The sequence below is a fragment of the Sinosporangium album genome, from assembly GCF_900100605.1.
In the GTDB taxonomy this organism is placed as follows: Bacteria; Actinomycetota; Actinomycetes; order Streptosporangiales; family Streptosporangiaceae; genus Sinosporangium; species Sinosporangium album.
Genome location: NZ_FNCN01000001.1, coordinates 270,690 through 284,746 on the forward strand (window position 1 = coordinate 270,690; position 14,057 = coordinate 284,746).

Here is a 14,057-nt window from a genome sequence, read left to right on the forward strand (position 1 = left end):
AGGCGTGGCCGGTATGGGTCTGCTCGTCATCGGCGACGTTGTCACCGACGTCGTCGCGCTTCACGAGGCACCGGTCGCGACCGGCACCGACACCGCAGCCGACATCGTGCTGCGCCCCGGCGGGTCAGGCGCGAACACCGCGTCGTGGGCCGCCCACCTCGGCGCGGACGCCCGCCTCCTCACGCGCGTCGGCTTCGACACCGGCGAGTGGCACCAGACCGAACTGCTGCGCGACGGGGTCCGCCCGCACATGCGGATGGATCCGGACCACCCCACCGCCGTCGTCATCGCGATGGTCGACTCCGCTGGAGAGCGCTCCATGCTCACCAACCGGGGCGCCGGCGGGCTCATCGGCCTCGACGACTGGGCCGACGACCTGCTCGACGACGTGGCCCATCTGCATCTTTCCGGCTACACGCTGTTCGCCGAACCCGGGCTGCGACTCGCCCGGACGGCGATGGCGGAGGCCGCCGGACGGGGGGTGACGATCAGTGTGGACCCCTCGTCGGTAGGCTTTCTGCATGAGTTCGGACCCGGGCGATTCCTGCACGAGACCGCCTCAGCCAAACTGATCATCCCGAACCTGGACGAGGCACTGCTGCTCACCGGCGAGATCACCGCCGAGCGGGCCGCGGTGGCCCTCAGCGAGACGTACGGCACGGCCGCAGTGAAACGCGGCCCGGACGGAGCCCTGCTCGCCAGGGACGGCCGGGTGACGGCGACCGCGCCCGGCGTCGCCGCCGAGGTCGTGGACTCGACCGGGGCCGGTGACGCCTTCGCCGCGGGGTTCCTGACCGCGCTGCTCGGCGGGGCCGGGGACGAGGAGGCCCTGGCCTCCGGATGCCGTGCGGGAGCCGATGCGGTGAGCCTCGTAGGAGGCCGTCCGCGCATACGTCGGAGCCCAAGTTTGGGCTCCAACCAGCTTTACCCACTTGACACTGATTGATAACTTGCCGCGTAGGCTGCACCATTAGCCACATGCGTCACTCTGGGGAGGTTGCGGTCCACCGATGGACGCCGAGTCATCGATCTGCTTGAGCGACCTGGTTCCTGCCTTGCGCTGGAGCCGGCCCCAGCAGGTCGCCGAAGTGCTGGCCGACCCGCGCCTGCCCGCCGGATGGTGGGCATCCGTGGGGATCTCGCGCGCCCTCGGCGCCGCCGGGATCGACTGGATCTCCGAGCGGCTGGCTCGATTGTGCGTCTCGCGCTGGGAGCACCTCCCGCTGAGCGATCTGCTCCCCGCGCTGCAAGTGCACACGGTCGACCCCGCCCTGCCCGCCTGGCCCGAGCCCGCCCGGACCATCGTGACCGGGCTCGGCGGCTGGAGCCGTCTGCGCAGGCTCACGCCCGGCGACCTGTCCTCGGGTGAGCCCGAGGCCGTCGTCGCCGCCGTGTTCCACGAGGTGCTGAGCCAGATCCCGGCGCAACAGCCCGCACCGGGCGAAGGCGAACAGGCCGGCTCCGCGGAGCAGGCGCAGACCGGGAAGGGGGCGGAGGCCGCCGAGGCCGCGTCGCCCCCGGCCGAGAAGGCCTCCCCGGTTCTGCCGCTGCCGCGCCGCGAGACGGCCAGGCCCACCCACGAGGTCGAGGTCGTGCACCCCTCGGCGCAGGCGGGACCCCCCGCCGCGCCGACCGCCCCAGCCCCTGCGCCCGTGCCGCAGCAGACCGTGCCGGCCGCGGAATACCCGCTGGTCGGCCTGGTGGACGGGCTGTTCCGGTCCTTCCAGGCCCTGGAGCAGGCCGTCGCGATCGAACGGCTCTTCGCCGCCGACCCCGTCAGTCTGCGGGCGCTCGCCCACCGGCTCGGGGTCGAGCGCGAGCTGCTCTCGATCGCCCAGCGCACCGCCGAGGAGCGGGTGCTCCAGTGGCTGCGCTCCTCCGAGTCGGCCCCCGTCACCGGCCACCTGTTCGCCCTGAACGAGTGGCTCGGGTCGGCCGCGACGGAGGAACAGCTCATCGCGGCCGACCCCGCGCACCCGATCGAGGTGCCCGTCCTGCGCACGCCGCTGTGGCGGGTGCTCGTGGCGCTGATGCACGACCGGCGCTTCCAGGACGGCTGGCTCGTCGTGGGCGACCTCGGCAGTCTCCGGGAGCGCACCCGCGCGCTGATCGCGAACGGCCCGGCCTCCCGCGACGACCTGGCGGAGCTGCTCGGGCGGGAGCTCGGCATCCGGGCGCACTCGGCGGGCGCGTGGCTCGACTCGCAGCCCGCCGAACAGGGCCCGGCGGGCCCCGGCTCCGCGCCGGGGCAACCGCCCCAGCCGCTGCCCCGCCGTACTCCCGGTGCGAACGGCCACCACCGCAGCGGTCCGTCCGTGCCGACCCCGGCGGGCATCGACCCCACGGCGGCCCTGGCGACGCTGTCGGCCCTGTCGGGGGCGAACGGCCGCTCGCACATGATGCGCGGCCAGCGGCCGGGCGCGCCGTCGGTGCCTCCGCCGCTGACCTCCAGCCCTGCGTCCGACCCTCGGCGGTGGCAGCGCATCGAGGTCACCAGCGAGCACCTGCGGGGCGAGCCGGTGGCCGTGCCCGAGAACTACGCCGCCCAGCTCGGCATGCGGCCCGGCACGCTGCTGTCGGTCACCGGCCCCGGCGACAACGCCGTCGTCCTGGTCTGGCGCGACCGCCAGCCGGTGTTCGACTCGCTGCAGCCGGTGCTGATGCGTTTGAACGCCCGCCCCGGCGACCAGGTCTACGTGACCGTGGACGGCTACCGCCTGGACGCGCAGCTCACAAGCTGACGCCCGCGCGCGTGACGCGCTGCGGAACGCCGCAAGCAACAGCGAAGGCGGCCCCGGTGATCCACTGGGGCCGCCTTCGCTGTTGCGTTCTTGCGGTGTTCCGAGGCCGCGTGCGGCACGCTCAGCGGTGCGCGGGGCGCAGAACCTTCCGGTAGTACCTCGCGGACTCCTCGTATCCCAGGGCCTTGTAGAAGCCCGGCGCACGGCGTGTGGCGAGCGCGACGTAGCCCGCCCCTCTGGATCTGGCCCAGCTCTCGAATTCCTCCAGCAGCGCCCGGCCGAACCCCTGGCGGCGGTACTCGCTCTGGATCATGGCCTCCTCCACCCACGCCACGCACCCGTTGGCGAACAGCGTGAGATGGACGTAGCCCATCAGGTAGCCGCGGACCCTGCCGTCCACGGTCGCCGCGATCACCAACGCGTCCTCGTCGGCGAGGATCCTGGGCAGGGCCGTGTCGAACGCCGCCCGCTCGGGCCGGAAGGTCAGCCCGAAGTCTCTCGCCAGACCGAAGATCTCGTCGGCGTCGGTCTCCTCCGCCTTGCGTATCTCGAAGCTCTCGAAGCTCTCAGACATCATGTGTCGGGGCCTTGCTCGTGCAAGGTCATATGGCCTCCGGTGATCGACACGGGTTTGGCTGAGTATTGCGCGCCGACTCCCGCGAACGCCAGAGCGGCCCCTGCCAAACCAGGTGTCACAGGCGGTCGCGCCCAGGGCCCGGCCGCCTCTGCCGGCAGGCCGTACGCGGGGCCCTTGTCACCGCTGTCACCGCGCGCGGTCCGCCGGGTGCCGACGACACCCGATCCGGCACCGGCTACCTCTAGCGCACCCGTCCCGCCAGCAGCGCCGTCCAGACCGCCCTGGCCCTGCTGGTCTGCCACCGGTCGGTCTCGGTGACGGCGGTGTGCTCGCCCCGGCGCTTGGTCCGGCGGAGAAAGCCGACTCCCCCGCTGAAGCAGAGCTCGTAAACAATGGACTTGCACTCGCACGTCCATTCGCGGACGCGCACCCTTTCCCCCGCACGAGTTGGAACGCGCCAACTTAATTCCTCGCACTGGGGGGAAGGTCGGGAAACGTGGAGGTTTCCACGATGAAGACCCCTCATCACGGTTCACCTTCCGCAATCTCAAACCACACCACGCGCCCGTGCCCGCATGGGTGCGTTCCCCACCGGTCCGCTATCCGGTCGACGAGGAGCATGCCGCGTCCGTTGTCGCTGTCGGCGCCGACCTCCCCCACGCGCGGCTCCCGCGCGTCCGTCCCGTCGTCGGTGACGTTGACGTGGATCACGCCGTGGCGGTGGACCACGACAAGCGTGATGGTGCCGTACGGCATGAGCCCGGAGTCGCTGTGGAGCACCGCGTTGGTGAGCACCTCGCTGACCAGGAGCAGCGTGTCCTCCCAGACGCGGCGGTGCACGCGGGGGGCCAGGAAGGTGCCGACGCGGCGGCGGGCGAGGGGGACGGAGGCGACCTCTCCGGCGAGATCCATCCGCAAGAGCGCGCGCGGGGTGCGCCGCGGCGCGGTTCCGGGGTGAGGCCCCCGGTCGCATGCCCTGGTGAGCTGCGGAGCGCCCGGCGAGTCCGCCGTAAGCAGGCTCGATGCGCGGTCGCGGGTCGTCGGACCAGCCATGTCAAGCACCGTTGACGACATGTTCGGTATCTTTGCGGTCATCCGCTCCCCACCCCAGAGTAACGAACCGTACACTGAGAGCATGCATTGAGCTCATTCGCGACGCAAGGGGATCAGCAAATTGCGCGGAGATTTGCTTCCCACTACTCCGGGCCCCGGATTGCCTAGGGTGAGGAAACCGCTACTCTGGGCGCGAACCGATTGCGAGAGCGATTCACAGTCCACAGGAGGCGATGGGTGGCCCGAGCGGGAAGTCCTACGGTGCGAAGGCGGCGGCTCGCCTCAGAGCTGCGGCGGCTGCGCGATCGGGCTCAGCTCACCATCGAGCAGGTGGCCGAGCGGCTCGGCTGGTCCGCGACGAAGGTGTCGCGCATCGAGACCTCGCGCGTCGGCGTCGTCCCCAAAGACGTGGGGTTGATGCTCGACCTCTACGCCGTCGGGGAGACCAAGCGCGAGGAGCTGCTCGATCTCGCGCGCGACGCCCAGAAAAAGGGCTGGTGGCATGCCTTCGGTGACATTCCCACGGAATACGCCGCCTACATCGGGCTGGAGGCGGAGGCGGCCTCCATGCGCAGTTTCGCGCCCCAGGTCGTGCCCGGCCTGCTCCAGACCGAGCACTACGCCAGGGCCATCATCCGGTCCGGGCTGGTGATCTCTCCGCAGGGCGAGGTGGAGCGGCGCGTCGAGGTGCGCATGGCCCGGCAGGCCCTGCTCTCCCAGGACGACCCCCTGCGCCTGTGGGCGATTCTGGACGAGGCGGCCATCCGCCGCGAGATCGGCGGGTGCGAGGTCATGAAGCCGCAACTCGATCATCTTCTGGAAATGGCGGACCGGCCGAACGTCACCGTTCAGGTGCTCCCTTTCTCTGCCGGAGCCCATCCGGCGACAAATGGAGCGTTTGAAATTCTTGAATTTCCCGAGCCCGCTGACCCGGACGTTGTGTTCGTGGAAAACTTGACCGGCAGCCTCTATATAGAGCGCGAGACGGACATATATCAATATTCGATGATATTTGACCATCTCCGGGCAAAGGCGATGGACCCGGATGAGTCTCGCCGCCTGATCGCACTGACCAAGGCTCAATAAGATCGACCACCAGGAAAGGGGGCGTGGGATGTCCGCGCTTGAAGTCTCCCGCGTCACGTGGCGAAAGAGCACACGAAGCGCCAACGGTCAAAACTGCGTGGAAGTAGCCGTCGTGAAGGGCGGCACCGGCCCCAAGGCCGGCGATGTGGTCTTCATGGTCCGCGACTCCAAGGACCCGGACGGCCCGCAACTCCAGTTCACCCCCGCCGAATGGGAGGCGTTCCTGGGCGGGGTCAAGGACGGGGAGTTCGACATCCCGGCCTGAGGCCCCGTCCGCCGAGCGGCCGGGGCTCCCCGGCCGCTCGGCGGACGTTAGCGTTTATTAACGCCCCCGCTCGCCGACGCCCCGCTCGGTGTCGCCACGCTCACCGACGCCGCGCTCCCCGACGATGGCGGACAGCGCCGCCCGGGCCATGCGGTGGAGCAGCGGGGCCATCGTCTCCCTGGGCAGGTCCCCCGCGCTGTGCGGGGTCGAGTTGAGCAGCCCGAAGACCGCGTGAGCGGCAGCCCGCAGGTCCGCGGCCGGGCAGCGGGGATAGAGCTCGGCGAGCACCGTGACCCACTCCTCGGCGTAGAGCCTCTGAAGCCGGCGGATGGCCCGGCGCTCGGGCTCGGGCACGTTGCCGAGCTCCCGGTCGTGCACGGTGATCAGCGCCGGCTCCGACAGCGCGAAGGCGATCTGCCCCGCGATCAGCGTGTCCAGCATCTGCTCCGCCGAGCCCGCCCCCGTCACCACCTCGGCCGCCGAGGCGCGCAGGCGCTGGCTGACGTTGAGCAGCATCTCCGCCAGCAGCGCGTCCTTGCCGCTGAAGTGGCGATACAGCGCCGGCCCCGAAACGCCCACGGCGCCGCCGATGTCTTCGATCGACACGCCGTGGAAGCCGCGCGCGGCGAACAGGGTGGCCGCCGCGTCGAGGATCTCCGCGCGCCGCGACCCGCGATTACGGGTAGGGGTCCGGGAAGAGGTCACGTCACGCATAGTAGACGAATCAGTTAATGATGACTAACATCACGAGCATAGTTAGCCATCATTAACCTGATCGGCCGGCGCGGCGCTCCCCCCAAGCAGGCGCCGCCGTACGAACGGACGAGGGAGCCCACAACATGGTCGGGTGGCCAGATCCCTGGCGGGTGCCCACACGCCCCGGTGAGCGCGGCGGGCGGGTGACGCCGTGAGTGCGGTTCCCGTGCTCAAGACCTCCGTCGACCCCGGCGGCGAAGGCTTCAAGCACAACGCCGAGACCAACGAGAGGCTGGCGGCCGAGCTGCGCGAGCGGCTCGCGGCGGCGGCCCTCGGCGGGCCCGAGCGGGCCCGGACGCGCCACGTGGCACGCGGCAAACTGCTGCCGCGCGACCGGGTGAACGCGCTGCTCGACCCCGGATCCAGGTTCCTGGAGCTGTCGCCCCTCGCCGCCACCGGGATGTACGGCGACGACGCCCCGGCGGCCGGGATCATCACCGGCGTGGGCCGGGTCAGCGGCCGGGAGTGCGTCGTCGTCGCCAATGACGCGACGGTCAAGGGCGGCACCTACTACCCGATGACCGTGAAGAAGCATCTCCGCGCGCAGGAGGTGGCCCTCCACAACAACCTGCCCTGCGTCTATTTGGTGGACTCCGGCGGCGCGTTCCTGCCGCGCCAGGACGAGGTGTTCCCCGACCGGGAGCACTTCGGGCGCATCTTCTACAACCAGGCCACCATGTCGGCCCGGGGCATCGCCCAGATCGCCGCGGTGCTCGGGTCCTGTACGGCGGGCGGCGCCTACGTCCCGGCGATGAGCGACGAGGCGGTGATCGTGCGCAACCAGGGCACGATCTTCCTCGGCGGCCCGCCGCTGGTGAAGGCGGCGACCGGTGAGACCGTCACGGCCGAGGAGCTCGGCGGAGGCGACCTGCACGCCCGCGTCAGCGGGGTGACCGACCACCTGGCCGACGACGACGCGCACGCGCTGTCGATCGTCAGGAACATCGTGGCGACCCTCGCGCCGCGCCCGCCGCGCCCCTGGGAGACGGCCGAGCCGGCCGAGCCGCTGTACGATCCGCGCGACCTCTACGGCATCGTCCCGGCCGACACGCGCACGCCGTACGACGTGCACGAGGTGATCTCCCGGATCGTGGACGGCAGCAGGTTCCTGCCGTTCAAGGCGGAATACGGCCACACGCTGGTCACCGGGTTCGCCCACATCCACGGGCACCCGGTGGGCATCGTGGCCAACAACGGCATCCTGTTCGCGGAATCGGCACTGAAGGGCGCGCACTTCATCGAGCTGTGCGACCGCAGGAGCATCCCGCTGGTGTTCCTGCAGAACATCAGCGGCTTCATGGTCGGCAAGGCATACGAGGCGGGCGGCATCGCCAAGCACGGCGCCAAGATGGTGACCGCGGTGTCGTGCGCGCGGGTGCCGAAGTTCACCGTCGTCATCGGCGGCTCGTTCGGCGCGGGCAACTACGCGATGGCGGGGCGGGCCTACTCGCCGCGCATGCTGTGGATGTGGCCGAACGCCCGCATCTCGGTCATGGGCGGCGAGCAGGCGGCCAACGTGCTGGCCACCGTACGGCCCGCCGGCGCGGGCGACGAGGACGAGTTCAAGGCCGCGATCCGCGCGCAGTACGAGACGCAGGGCAATCCCTACTATTCGACGGCCAGGCTGTGGGACGACGGGGTCATCGACCCCCTCGACACGCGGACGGTGCTGGGCCTCGCCCTGTCGGCGGCGGCCAACGCGCCACTCGACCCCATCGGCTACGGCGTCTTCCGGATGTGACGATGTTCGACACCGTTCTGATCGCCAACCGCGGCGAGATCGCCGTGAGGATCATCCGTACGCTGCGCAAGCTCGGCGTCCGCTCCGTGGCCGTGCACAGTCCGGCCGACGCGGACGCACGGCACGTGCGCGAGGCCGACGCGGCGGTGCTGCTCGACGGGCCGCTGGGATACCTCGACGCCGAGCGCATCCTGCGGGCCGCCAAGGACACCGGGGCCGGTGCCGTACACCCGGGATACGGCTTCCTGGCGGAGAACGCGGCCTTCGCCCGGCGCTGCGCGGAAGAGGGCGTGGTCTTCATCGGCCCGCCGGCGGGCGCCATCGAGGCGATGGGCGACAAGATCCGCGGCAAGGAGACCGTCGCGGCGGCCGGGGTGCCGGTCGTGCCGGGCGGCGCCGAACCCGGCGACGACCTGATCGAGGCCGCCGCCCGCGTCGGTTTCCCCGCCCTCGTCAAGCCGTCGGCCGGCGGCGGCGGCAAGGGCATGGTGCTGGTGCGCTCGGCGGAGGAGCTGCCGGCCGCGCTGGAGTCGGCCCGGCGTACGGCGACCGCCGCGTTCGGCGACGACACGCTGCTGATCGAGCGCTTCGTCGAGAACCCCCGGCACATCGAGATCCAGGTCCTGGCCGACGCGCACGGCACCGTCGTGCACCTCGGCGAGCGTGAATGCAGTCTGCAGCGGCGCCATCAGAAGATCGTCGAGGAGGCGCCCTCGCCGCTGCTCGACGAGGCGACCCGGACCGCCATGGGCGCCGCCGCCGTGGAGGCGGCCCGGGCGGTGGGGTATGTCGGGGCGGGCACCGTGGAGTTCATCGTGCAGGGCTCGACCTCCGACTACTACTTCATGGAGATGAACACCCGGCTCCAGGTGGAGCACCCCGTCACCGAGCTGGTCACCGGACTCGACCTGGTGGAGCTCCAGCTGCGGGTGGCCGCGGGCGAGCCGCTGCCGTTCGGCCAGGCCGAGGTGCGCCTGACCGGCCACGCGGTCGAGGCCCGCGTCTACGCCGAGGACCCGGCGCGCGGGTTCCTGCCGACCGGGGGGCGGGTGCTGGCCCTGCGCGACCCCGCAGGGGCGAGGGTCGACTCGGGCCTCACCGAAGGCGGCGTGGTCGGCAGCGACTACGACCCGATGCTGTCCAAGGTGATCGTCTGGGGACCGGACCGGGCGAGCGCGCTGCGCCGCCTGTCCGCCGCGCTGGCCGGCACGTCGATCCTCGGCGTCACCACCAACATCGCGTTCCTGCGCCGCCTGCTGGCACACCCCGCGGTGGTCGGCGGCGACCTCGACACCGGGCTCGTCGAACGGGTGTCGCCCGAGATCGTCCCGGAGGCGGCCGTGCCCGGCGAGGCCGTACTCGCCGCGGCGCTCGCATTCCACCAGGACCTCGTGCCCGAGCGCCCGCGCGACCCGTGGGAGGTGCCCGACGGGTGGCGCGTCGGCGAGGCCGCCTTCTCGACCTGGCGGGTCGAGACCTCGGGCGGCGTCACCGACGTCGAGGTGAGCGGCCTGCCCGCCTCAGGCGCCCGGGTCCGGCTCGCGGGCGGGCCGATCCGCCACGGCCGCGTACGCGCCGACGGCGGCGACCTGGTGGTGACCCTCGACGGGGCCACCCGGCGCTACACCCGCGCCCGCGACGGAGAGACACTGTGGCTGGGGAGTGAGGGCGCCGCCTGGGCGTTCACCCCCCACCGGCCCGGCGACCCGGAGGACCTCTCCTCGGGGGCGGGCGCCGGCGGCGGCGTGGTCCGCAGCCCGATGCCGGGCACCGTGCTCGTGGTCAAGGCCGCAGTGGGCGAACAGGTCGCCGAGGGGCAGCCGCTGATGATCGTCGAGGCCATGAAGATGGAGCACACGGTGGCCGCGCCCGTCGCGGGCACCGTGGCCGAACTCGCCGTCAGAGCGGGGCAGGCCGTCGAGATGGACGCCGTCCTCGCGGTCGTGGAACCGCAGGAGGCGCCCCAGGGACAGGCCCCGGGCGAGGAGGACGCCGTGCGTGCCGCGGACGCGGGACCGGCGGCGGGGCTGGCGGGGGCCGCGTCATGAGGGCGGCGCCGTACACCGCGGCGTGCGGGAGAAGGGAAGAGTGATGCGCGAGCCGTACAGGGTGAAGTCGGAGGAGCTGCCCGAGCGGGTCACGATCTACGAGGTCGGGCCGCGCGACGGGCTGCAGAACGAATCCACGGTGGTGCCGGTCGAGGTGAAGGCGGAGTTCATCACCCGTCTGGCCCGCGCTGGACTGAACGTGATCGAGGCGACCAGTTTCGTCCACCCCCGGTGGGTGCCGCAGCTCGCCGACGCCGGTGAACTGCTGACGTCCCTCGAACGCGCGCCCGGCGTGCGCTACCCCGTGCTGGTGCCGAACGAGCGCGGCCTCGACCGGGCCCTCGAACACGGGGTCGACGAGATCGCGATCTTCGGTAGTGCGACGGAGACCTTCGCGCGGCGCAACCTCAACCGCAGCGTGGAGGAGTCGATCGAGATGTTCACGCCCGTGGTGACGCGGGCACGGGCCGAAGGGCTGCGGGTACGGGCCTACCTGTCGATGTGCTTCGGAGACCCGTGGGAGGGGCCGGTCCCGATCGAGCGGGTCGTCGAGGTGGGATCGCGCCTGCTCGACCTCGGCTGCTACGAGCTGTCGCTCGGCGACACCATCGGCGTCGCCACCCCGGGCCACGTCACCGCGCTCCTGCGCGCCTTCGGCGGCGGCTGCATCGGCACCGACCAGCTCGCCGTCCACTTCCACGACACCTACGGGCAGGCACTCGCCAACACCCTGGCCGCGCTGCGCGAGGGCGTCACCACCGTGGACAGCTCCGCGGGCGGCATCGGCGGCTGCCCCTACGCCAAGTCGGCGACCGGCAACCTCGCCACCGAGGACCTCGTCTGGATGCTGCACGGCCTCGGCGTGCACACCGGGGTGTCCCTCGAAACGCTGGTCGAGACCAGCGTCTGGCTGGCCGAGAAGCTCGGCCGCCCCTCAACATCACGGGTCGTGCAGGCCCTCGCCAAGGAGAAGCAGGATGCATAGGCTCAACGACGACTACGAGGCGCTGCGCAAAACGGTCGAGGAGTTCGCCCGCGACGTCGTGGCGCCCGTCATCGGCGACTACTACGAGCGGTGCGAGTTCCCGTACGGCATCGTCCGCCGGATGGGGGCGATGGGTCTGTTCGGCCTGCCGATCCCCGAGGAGCAGGGCGGCATGGGCGGCGACTACTTCGCGCTCTGCCTGGTCCTGGAGGAGCTGGCCCGGGTGGACTCCTCGGTGGCCATCACCGTCGAGGCCGCCGTCTCCCTCGGCGCGATGCCGCTCTTCCGCTTCGGTACGGCGGAGCAGCGCGAACGCTGGCTTCCGAAGCTGGCCGCAGGCGAGCTGCTCGGCGCGTTCGGCCTCACCGAGCCCGGCGGCGGCTCGGACGCGGCCGGCGGCATGCGGACCACCGCCCGGCTGGAGGACGGCCAGTGGGTGATCAATGGCACCAAGGCGTTCATCACCAACGCCGGCACCGACATCACGGGTTTCGTCGGCGTGGCCGCCATCACCGGCACCCGCGAAGACGGCAAACCGGAGATCTCCACCATTCTGGTGCCGGCGGGCACGCCCGGCTTCACCGTCTCCAAGAAGTATTCCAAGGTCGGCTGGTCCGCCTCCGACACCCGCGAGCTGTCCTTCGACGACTGCCGCGTGCCCGAGGAGAACCTGCTCGGCACCCGAGGGCGGGGATACGCGCAGTTCCTCCAGACCCTCGACGAGGGCCGGGTCGCCATCGCCGCCCTGTCCGTCGGCCTCGCCCAGGGCTGCGTCGACGAGTCCCTGCGCTATGTGCGCGAACGCGAGGCGTTCGGCCACCCCATCGGCCACTACCAGGCCATCCAGTTCAAGATCGCCGACATGGAGATCCGCACCCACACCGCCCGCCTGGCCTACTACCACGCCGCCGAGAAGATGCTCGCCGGCGAGCCCTTCAAGCGCGAGGCGGCCATCGCCAAACTGGTCGCCTCCAACGCCGCCATGGACAACGCCCGCGAGGCCACCCAGATCTTCGGCGGCTACGGCTTCATGAACGAATACCCCGTCGGACGGTTCTACCGCGACGCCAAGATCCTGGAGATCGGCGAGGGCACCAGCGAGGTCCAGCGCATGCTCATCGCCCGCGAACTCGGCCTGAGCTCGCTCTGACCCCTCCCCTCCCGGCCGGCGCAAAGGGGGCGAGCCCAGCGAGCCCACCCCCGGGCCCGCCCCCTTGGCACGCCGCCGGTCAGCCCCGGCCCCTCCGCCTGGGCCCCGCCAGGTCCGCCGGATCGAATGAGACCTCGTAGGGTTCGATCAAGGACAGGGTCTCCCCCGCCCGCGCCGCCGCCACCGGAACCGGCTCCCCGTCCTTGGCCGCGAACACCTCCACCAGCGGCCCGCCCGGCACCTCAAGCTCAACCCGCATGAAGAAGGGGACCCCCGCAGCCGCGTACGATGCGGGTTTGAGCACGTAGTCACGTTTGCGATTGCCGGGGCTGACGATCTCCACGACCATCAGCACATCCGACGCGTCCAGGGCCAGGACACCCGCGATGATCGGCTCGGCCCACCCGACGACGATGTCGGGGATGAACCCTTCATCCCTCACCCGAAGGTTCGCGGCCTCGATCACCTCGACATCGTCCGGCGCCGCCGCGAGGAGGATGTGGGAAAGCCTCTGAGCGCACAACGCAGGGCCCGCGGCCGGCGCCGGGCTCACCACGTAGCTCCCATCGATGAGTTCGACCCGCCGTCCTATATCCGGGAGTGCCAACCAGTCGTCGACGGTGCACGGACGCGAGACATCGCGCAGGATCCTTCGCCGGATCTCTTGCTCGGTCTCCTCCTCCGCACCGGACCGCTCCGGCCAGGACTCCGCGGGAAGCGCACTCATCTTCTCGTCTCCCTCCACATCGCCCAGTCTGTCACCCGTGCCGGATCACGGCCAGGCGCGACATTAACAGCGGCCACCGACAGTCGTCAGGTGAACACTCAAAGCGAAGTGTCCAGCCAGATGTAGGCGGCGAAGCGGCCTGTGGTGCGGTCGCGGCGGTAGGAGTAGAGCTCGGGGGATTCCATGGTGCAGCGGGCGTCGTGGCGGATGTCGGTGAGGCCGGCGCGGCGGAGTTGGGCGGCGACGCCGGCGCGGACGTCGAGGGCGGGGGTCCCGTGGCGGGTCCGGGAGTGGGTTTCGGGTACGGCTGCCGCCACCTCGTCGCGCATCCCGGCGGGCACCTCGTAGCAGGCGCCGCAGGCGGAGGGCCCGATGAGGGCGGCCATGCGGGACGGCTCGGCGCCGCGGGCGGCCATGGCGGCGACGAGGGCGGGCACGACGCCGAGGAGCGTGCCGGGGCGGCCGGAGTGGGCGGCGCCGACGAGGCCCGCGCCGGGGTCGGCGAGCAGGACCGGCACGCAGTCGGCCACGAGGGCGGCGAGGGCGAGGCCGGGCCGGTCGGTGAAGACGGCGTCGAGGGCGGGCGTGTCGCCGTCGGGGAAGGGCTCGGTGACGTAACGCACGTCCTTGCCGTGGACCTGCCGCATGAAGACGACGCGGTCGGGCGACAGCCCGAGCTCGCGGGCGGTGGCCTCGCGGTTGGCGCGGACGGCCGCGGGGTCGTCTCCGACGGCGCCGCCGAGATTGCGCGTGCCGTACGGCGGGGCGCTGACGCCGCCGGAGCGCACGGTGACGGCGGCCCGCACGCGGCCTCCGAGCGTCACCGCGCGCATGGGGGCCGCGGGAACCGTGGGGACCGTGGGGACGCTGTCCACGAGGGCCTCCTTCCGTCCGGCCGGGCGCTTGGGACCGGTCCGGTGTCGTGTGT

General features: G+C 71.6%; 14 protein-coding genes. 8 read left to right on the forward strand and 6 right to left on the reverse strand.

Annotation, left to right across the window (positions count from 1 at the left end):
• Positions 1 to 13: 13 nt before the first annotated feature.
• Together BLQ73_RS01145 and BLQ73_RS01150 are read left to right on the forward strand one after the other, a co-directional pair.
• Positions 14 to 946 carry a carbohydrate kinase family protein gene (locus BLQ73_RS01145; protein WP_245690698.1) on the forward strand — a complete coding sequence of 311 codons (933 nt, stop codon included), beginning with the start codon at positions 14 to 16 and terminating at the stop codon, positions 944 to 946.
• Positions 947 to 1,010: 64 nt separating this feature from the next.
• Positions 1,011 to 2,741 (forward strand): hypothetical protein, encoded by a 1,731-nt coding sequence (locus tag BLQ73_RS01150; RefSeq protein ID WP_093167285.1) that lies wholly within the window; start codon positions 1,011 to 1,013, stop codon positions 2,739 to 2,741.
• Between the two features lie 121 nt (positions 2,742 to 2,862).
• Here the strand turns inward: BLQ73_RS01150 and BLQ73_RS01155 are convergent, their stop codons facing one another.
• The 3 genes from BLQ73_RS01155 to BLQ73_RS01165 form a co-directional block, all read right to left on the reverse strand.
• Positions 2,863 to 3,318, reverse strand: coding sequence for a GNAT family N-acetyltransferase (locus tag BLQ73_RS01155; protein WP_245690659.1), 456 nt, complete (start codon positions 3,316 to 3,318; stop codon positions 2,863 to 2,865).
• 241 nt (positions 3,319 to 3,559) lie between these two features.
• Positions 3,560 to 3,748, reverse strand: a complete 189-nt coding sequence (locus BLQ73_RS01160; RefSeq protein WP_093167287.1) for a hypothetical protein — start codon at positions 3,746 to 3,748, stop codon at positions 3,560 to 3,562.
• Positions 3,749 to 3,843: 95 nt separating this feature from the next.
• A complete protein-coding gene (locus tag BLQ73_RS01165; RefSeq protein ID WP_176955207.1) occupies positions 3,844 to 4,371 on the reverse strand; it encodes an ATP-binding protein in 528 nt (175 codons plus the stop codon).
• A gap of 261 nt (positions 4,372 to 4,632) precedes the next feature.
• Here BLQ73_RS01165 and BLQ73_RS01170 point away from each other — a divergent pair, with 261 nt between their 5' ends.
• Both BLQ73_RS01170 and BLQ73_RS01175 read left to right on the forward strand, forming a co-directional pair.
• The gene (locus BLQ73_RS01170; protein WP_275936253.1) at positions 4,633 to 5,457 is read left to right on the forward strand and encodes a helix-turn-helix domain-containing protein; all 825 of its coding nucleotides are present in this window, start codon (positions 4,633 to 4,635) and stop codon (positions 5,455 to 5,457) included.
• 28 nt (positions 5,458 to 5,485) lie between these two features.
• Positions 5,486 to 5,722: a DUF397 domain-containing protein gene (locus BLQ73_RS01175; RefSeq protein WP_093167293.1), complete on the forward strand. Its 237-nt coding sequence runs from the start codon at positions 5,486 to 5,488 to the stop codon at positions 5,720 to 5,722.
• Positions 5,723 to 5,779: 57 nt separating this feature from the next.
• Here BLQ73_RS01175 and BLQ73_RS01180 read toward each other — a convergent pair whose 3' ends face one another.
• Positions 5,780 to 6,436 carry an SACE_7040 family transcriptional regulator gene (locus tag BLQ73_RS01180; protein ID WP_093167295.1) on the reverse strand — a complete coding sequence of 219 codons (657 nt, stop codon included), beginning with the start codon at positions 6,434 to 6,436 and terminating at the stop codon, positions 5,780 to 5,782.
• Between the two features lie 208 nt (positions 6,437 to 6,644).
• On the opposite strand from BLQ73_RS01180, the gene BLQ73_RS01185 reads away from it, so the two are divergent.
• From BLQ73_RS01185 to BLQ73_RS01200, 4 genes are read left to right on the forward strand one after another with little or no spacing between them, the layout of a single operon-like run.
• Positions 6,645 to 8,219, forward strand: coding sequence for a carboxyl transferase domain-containing protein (locus BLQ73_RS01185; RefSeq protein WP_093167297.1), 1,575 nt, complete (start codon positions 6,645 to 6,647; stop codon positions 8,217 to 8,219).
• Between the two features lie 2 nt (positions 8,220 to 8,221).
• Positions 8,222 to 10,267, forward strand: coding sequence for an acetyl/propionyl/methylcrotonyl-CoA carboxylase subunit alpha (locus tag BLQ73_RS01190; protein ID WP_093167299.1), 2,046 nt, complete (start codon positions 8,222 to 8,224; stop codon positions 10,265 to 10,267).
• Positions 10,268 to 10,310: 43 nt separating this feature from the next.
• A complete protein-coding gene (locus BLQ73_RS01195; protein ID WP_093167539.1) occupies positions 10,311 to 11,252 on the forward strand; it encodes a hydroxymethylglutaryl-CoA lyase in 942 nt (313 codons plus the stop codon).
• Positions 11,245 to 12,402: an acyl-CoA dehydrogenase family protein gene (locus tag BLQ73_RS01200; RefSeq protein ID WP_093167301.1), complete on the forward strand. Its 1,158-nt coding sequence runs from the start codon at positions 11,245 to 11,247 to the stop codon at positions 12,400 to 12,402. Before BLQ73_RS01195 ends, BLQ73_RS01200 begins: the two co-directional genes overlap by 8 nt.
• A 79-nt stretch (positions 12,403 to 12,481) precedes the next feature.
• Here the strand turns inward: BLQ73_RS01200 and BLQ73_RS01205 are convergent, their stop codons facing one another.
• Both BLQ73_RS01205 and pgeF read right to left on the reverse strand, forming a co-directional pair.
• Positions 12,482 to 13,129 (reverse strand): Uma2 family endonuclease, encoded by a 648-nt coding sequence (locus BLQ73_RS01205; protein ID WP_143020069.1) that lies wholly within the window; start codon positions 13,127 to 13,129, stop codon positions 12,482 to 12,484.
• A gap of 98 nt (positions 13,130 to 13,227) precedes the next feature.
• Positions 13,228 to 13,962 carry a peptidoglycan editing factor PgeF gene (pgeF, locus tag BLQ73_RS01210; protein WP_093167541.1) on the reverse strand — a complete coding sequence of 245 codons (735 nt, stop codon included), beginning with the start codon at positions 13,960 to 13,962 and terminating at the stop codon, positions 13,228 to 13,230.
• Positions 13,963 to 14,057 lie beyond the last annotated feature (95 nt).